Origin of the sequence: Dietzia aerolata (assembly GCF_014144865.1) — a bacterium.
Lineage (GTDB): Bacteria > Actinomycetota > Actinomycetes > Mycobacteriales > Mycobacteriaceae > Dietzia > Dietzia aerolata.
This window is the reverse complement of sequence record NZ_JAALDM010000173.1, coordinates 1-4,459: the sequence shown is the minus strand read 5'-3', so window position 1 is coordinate 4,459 and position 4,459 is coordinate 1. Positions and strand designations below refer to the sequence as shown.

Sequence of the window (4,459 nt, the reverse complement as noted above, 5' to 3'; positions counted from 1 at the left end):
GGGCACCGGCACCGGCGGCACCCGCCGCGGCGGCGAATGCACTCGGCGGCCGGGGGTCGCGGCCGGAGCGCACGTCGGCGACGGCATCGGCGAAGGCCCCGCCGTCGGGGTACCGCTGGGCGGGGTCCTTGACCATGGCCTCGGCGATGACCCGCCGGACGGGTTCGGGCACGGAGTCCGGCAGTGGATCGGGCGACTCACGGACGTGCTTCATCGCGATGGTCACGGGTGAATCGGCCACGAACGGCCGCCGCCCGGCGAGGCACTCGTAGCCCACCACGCCGAGCGAGTAGACATCGCCGGCGGGGGTCGTGTGGTGGCCCATCGCCTGCTCGGGCGAGATGTACTGGGCGGTGCCCACGACCATCCCGGTCTGGGTGACGGCCGAGGCGCCCATGGACTTGGCGATGCCGAAGTCGGTGAGCTTCACCTGACCGGCGGGCGTGATGAGGATGTTGCCCGGCTTGACGTCCCTGTGCACGAGTCCGATCGCGTGGGCGGCGTTGAGGGCACGTCCGGTCTGCTCGAGCATGTCGAGCGTGTGCCCGAGAGGCAACTGACCTTCGCGGGCCAGCACGTCGGACAGGGGCTCGCCCACGACGAGTTCCATCACCAGGTAGGACAGGGGGCTGCCGGAGGCGGGATCGGTGATCTGCCCGTAGTCGTACACGGTCGCGATCCCGGGGTGGGAGATCCGGGCGGTGACCTTGGCCTCGGAACGGAACCGGTCCACGAACTCGGGGTCGGAGGAGAACTCGGGCTTGAGGATCTTGACCGCGACCCGGCGGTCGAGCACGGAGTCGTCGGCCTCCCAGACCTGACCCATGCCGCCGGTGGCGATCAGTCGCTGGAGTCGATAGCGGTCGGACAGGACCGCGCCGGAATTCAGGCTCATGGTGCACCACCCAGCAGTGCGCCCATCACTTCGCGCCCGATGGGCGCGGCGTAGGTGGCGCCGACGGTGTCGCGGCTGATGCCCGGCCCGGACTCGATGGCCACGGCCACCGCGATGTCCTCACCGGGCACGAAGGCGATGTACCAGGTGTAGGGGATGGACTCGGAGGCGTCGACGCCGTGCTCCGCGGTGCCGGTCTTGGAGGCGACGGTCACCCCGGGCAGTCCGCCTCCGGCGTTGGCTTCCGCGCCGATCATGAGCTCGGTCATCGTGCCGGCCTGCTCATCGGTGAGGGCTCGGCCCGCGTCCTCGGGGGTGAATCCCTCGACGACGGACAGGTCGGGCGCGGTCAGCGCCTTGATGAGCTGGGGCTGCATGCGGACCCCGCCGTTGGAGATGGTGGCGGCGACCATCGCGTTCTGCAGCGTGGTCATGCGGACGTCGCTCTGCCCGATGGCGCTCATGGCCAACTGGGCGGCGTCGTCCATCTGGCCCAGACCGGACGGGCTGACGGGGATGCCGAAGTCCTCCGGCGCGGTGCCGTCGACCCCGAACCGGGCGGACATGTCGGTGAACGCCTCGTCGCCGATCTGCTGGCTGAGCTCGACGAAGGGCACGTTGCAGGACAGCTCGAAGGCGGTGCGCAGAGTGACGGTTCCGCCGCCGCAGGTCTGGCCGGCGTAGTTCTGCAGGTAGGTGGAGGTGCCGGGGAGCTGGATGCGGTCGGCGCCGGAGAAGGTGGAATCGGGTCCGATGCCCTGCTCGAGGGCGGCGGCGGTGGTGATGACCTTCATGGTCGAGCCGGGAGGCAGCGACTGCTGCGTGGCGTGGTTGAGCAGCGGCCGGTCGGGGCTCGCGTCGATCTGCTCCATCGCCTCACTGCGGACGGTCTGTTCCTGGCTGGAGAGCATGTTGGGGTCGAACGACGGGGTGGACGCGAGCGCGAGCACCTCGCCGGTCGAGGGCCGGACGGCCGCGACGGAACCGACGAACGGGCCCTGCCCGGCGCCGCGCTGGAGCGCCTCGTAGGCGACCTCCTGGCCCACGGGGTCGAGGGTCAGCTCGACGTTGCCGCCCTGCGGGGTGCGCCCGGAGATGAGGCCGGTGATGCGCTGGGACAGCAGGCGCGGGTCGGAGCCGTTGAGGAAGGCGTCCTGGGAATGCTCGATGCCCGAGGTCGCGTACTGCAGTGAGTAGTAGCCGACCGTGGGGCCGAACGAATAGGGCGCGGTCGGGTAGGTGCGCTCGAACTCGAACCGCCCGTCGGCGGGCAGCGACATGGCGAGCACGCGACCGCCGGCGGTGATCTGACCGCGCTGCCGTGAGTACTCGTCGAGCAGCATGCGGGTGTTGCGGGAGTCGGCGCGCAGTTCGTCGGCGCGGAAGACCTGGACCCAGGTGAGCTGGAGGAGCAACGCCACCACCATGATCATGGCGGCAACGGCGACTCTGCGGATGGCTGCGTTCATGCCGCGCTCACCCGCTCTTCCCGGGTCGGGAGCTGCGCATCATGCCGGTGGCGGCATCGGCAAGGGAGGGGGCCTGGCGCGGGGTGGGCAGCGGGCGGCGTGCGTCGTTGGACAGCCGCAGCAGGATCGCGAGCAGTGCGTAGTTGGCGAGCAGGCTGGAGCCGCCGTAGGCCATGAACGGCAGGGTCAGGCCGGTGAGCGGGATGAGCGTGGACACGCCGCCGACCACCACGAACACCTGGACCGCGAAGGTGAACGCCAGGCCCACGGCCACGAGCTTGCCGAAGCTGTCGCGGATGGTCAGGCCCACGCGGATCCCGCGCAGCACGAGGATGAGATACACCATGAGCACGGCGGCCAGGCCGATGAGGCCCAGTTCCTCGCCGATGGTCGAGGTGATGAAGTCGGTGTTCGCGAACGGCACCTGGTCGGGCCGGCCGTTGCCGAGCCCGGTGCCGCCCATCCCGCCGGAGGCGAGCCCGAACAGCGCCTGCGAGGGCTGGTAGCCGCCGGTGTCGAAATAGGCGAACGGGTCCTGCCAGATCTGGAACCGCACACGCACGTGCCCGAACAGCAGGTAGGCGAGCACGCCGCCGATCGCCACCAGGACCACGCCGATGAGCAGCCAGCTCACCCGCTCGGTGGCGACGTACAGCATGGTCAGCACGGTCGCGAAGATGAGCAGCGCCATGCCGAGGTCGGTGTTGAACACGAGCACGCCGAGCGAGAGCATCCAGGCCACGATGATCGGACCGAGGTCACGCGCGCGCGGCAGGTCCACGCCCAGGACACGCTTGCCGGCGGTGGTGAACAGCTCCCGCTTCTCCACCAAGATCGACGCGAAGAACACGATGAGCAGGATCTTGGCGAACTCGCCGGGCTGGATGGTGAAGCCGGGCAGGATGATCCAGTTCTTGGCGCCGTTGATCTCGGAGAACCGGGCGGGCAGCACGGCGGGGATCGCCAGCAGCACGAGCCCCGCGAAGCCGGTCGTGTAGCCGTAGCGGGCGAGGACACGGTGGTCACGCAGGAAGAACAGGACGATCGCCATCACCGCGAGCCCGATGAGGGCCCACAGCAGCTGCCGGGTGACGTCCATGCCGGGCGGGTCGTTGCCGCTGGCCACGGCGCTGGCGGTGTAGGTGAGGTCGAGCCGGTAGATGAGCACCAGCCCGAGCCCGTTGAGCAGGGCGGCGCACGGCAGCAGCACCGGGTCGGCGTAGGGGGCCAGCCAGCGGATCAACAGGTGCGCGACGCCGGTGAGTCCGAGGAACGCGAGCGTGATCCACAGCAGCGACAGCGACAGTTCCTGTTCCTGCGCGAGCTGGACGATGAGCAGCGAGAACCCGACGATCACCGTGGCGGCGACCAGCAGGACGAGTTCCTTGCCGCGGCGCGGACGGTCGGGGATCGCCTGCCCGCGGGGATTGGTTGCGGGACCGGTCATGTCAGCTCACCGCCCGGCAGTTCTCCCCCGGTACCTGCGGCGGGGTGGGGCGCGCGGTGGGAGACGGCTCGTCGCCCTCCGCGTCGGGGTCGGTAGGAGCGTCCGGATCGGCGGGATCCTCGGCGCCGGGGTCATTGCGGTCGGCGGGATCGTCCGCGCCGGGCGCGGGCTCATCGGCGCCGCGGGTCGGACGGTCGGTGTCAGGTGCGGGTTCGCCGGGCTCGTCGGGAGTATTTGACGACGACGACGGCGCATCACCGTCGCCACGCTCACCCGCGCGGGGTGCGGCTTCCTCGGGTTCACACGGGGGCAGGAGATTGTCCTGCGCGAGCCGGGCCACCTGGGCGTTGGCCTCGGCGAGACTGCCTGACGGCATGCCGGCGCGGACGGTTTCCCTGGCGGGTTCGCGCAGGTCGCCGAGGGTGAACACGTCGCAGTTGGTGGGAATCGAGTCCGGATCGTGCATGGTCAGGGTGCCCTCCGGGGTCAGGCACGCGATGCGGGCCACCGAGGACAGGGAGATCCCGAACACGTCGCCCGAGATCCCTCTCTTCACCACGACCTGACTGTCCTGTTCCGTGACGAAGTAGTTGCTGCGGATGAGCAGGGTTGACACGCCGACGATTCCGGCGATGACGACGAGTACCC

The 4,459-nt window shown here is 70.1% G+C and carries 3 protein-coding genes and 1 pseudogene; all 4 read right to left on the bottom strand.

Annotated elements, in window-relative coordinates:
- A partial coding sequence (locus G6016_RS10880; protein ID WP_182632674.1) for a serine/threonine-protein kinase occupies positions 1–895 on the bottom strand: 895 nt, incomplete at its 3' end.
- Positions 892–2,364, bottom strand: coding sequence for a penicillin-binding transpeptidase domain-containing protein (locus G6016_RS10875; protein WP_182632673.1), 1,473 nt, complete (start codon positions 2,362–2,364; stop codon positions 892–894). The genes G6016_RS10875 and G6016_RS10880, both read right to left, overlap by 4 nt.
- Before the next feature lie 7 nt (positions 2,365–2,371).
- Complete coding sequence (locus tag G6016_RS10870; protein WP_182632672.1) at positions 2,372–3,811, bottom strand: FtsW/RodA/SpoVE family cell cycle protein; 1,440 nt, start codon at positions 3,809–3,811, stop codon at positions 2,372–2,374.
- Between the two features lies 1 nt (position 3,812).
- Positions 3,813–4,459, bottom strand: a pseudogene (locus G6016_RS10865) (serine/threonine protein phosphatase); the annotation flags it as partial.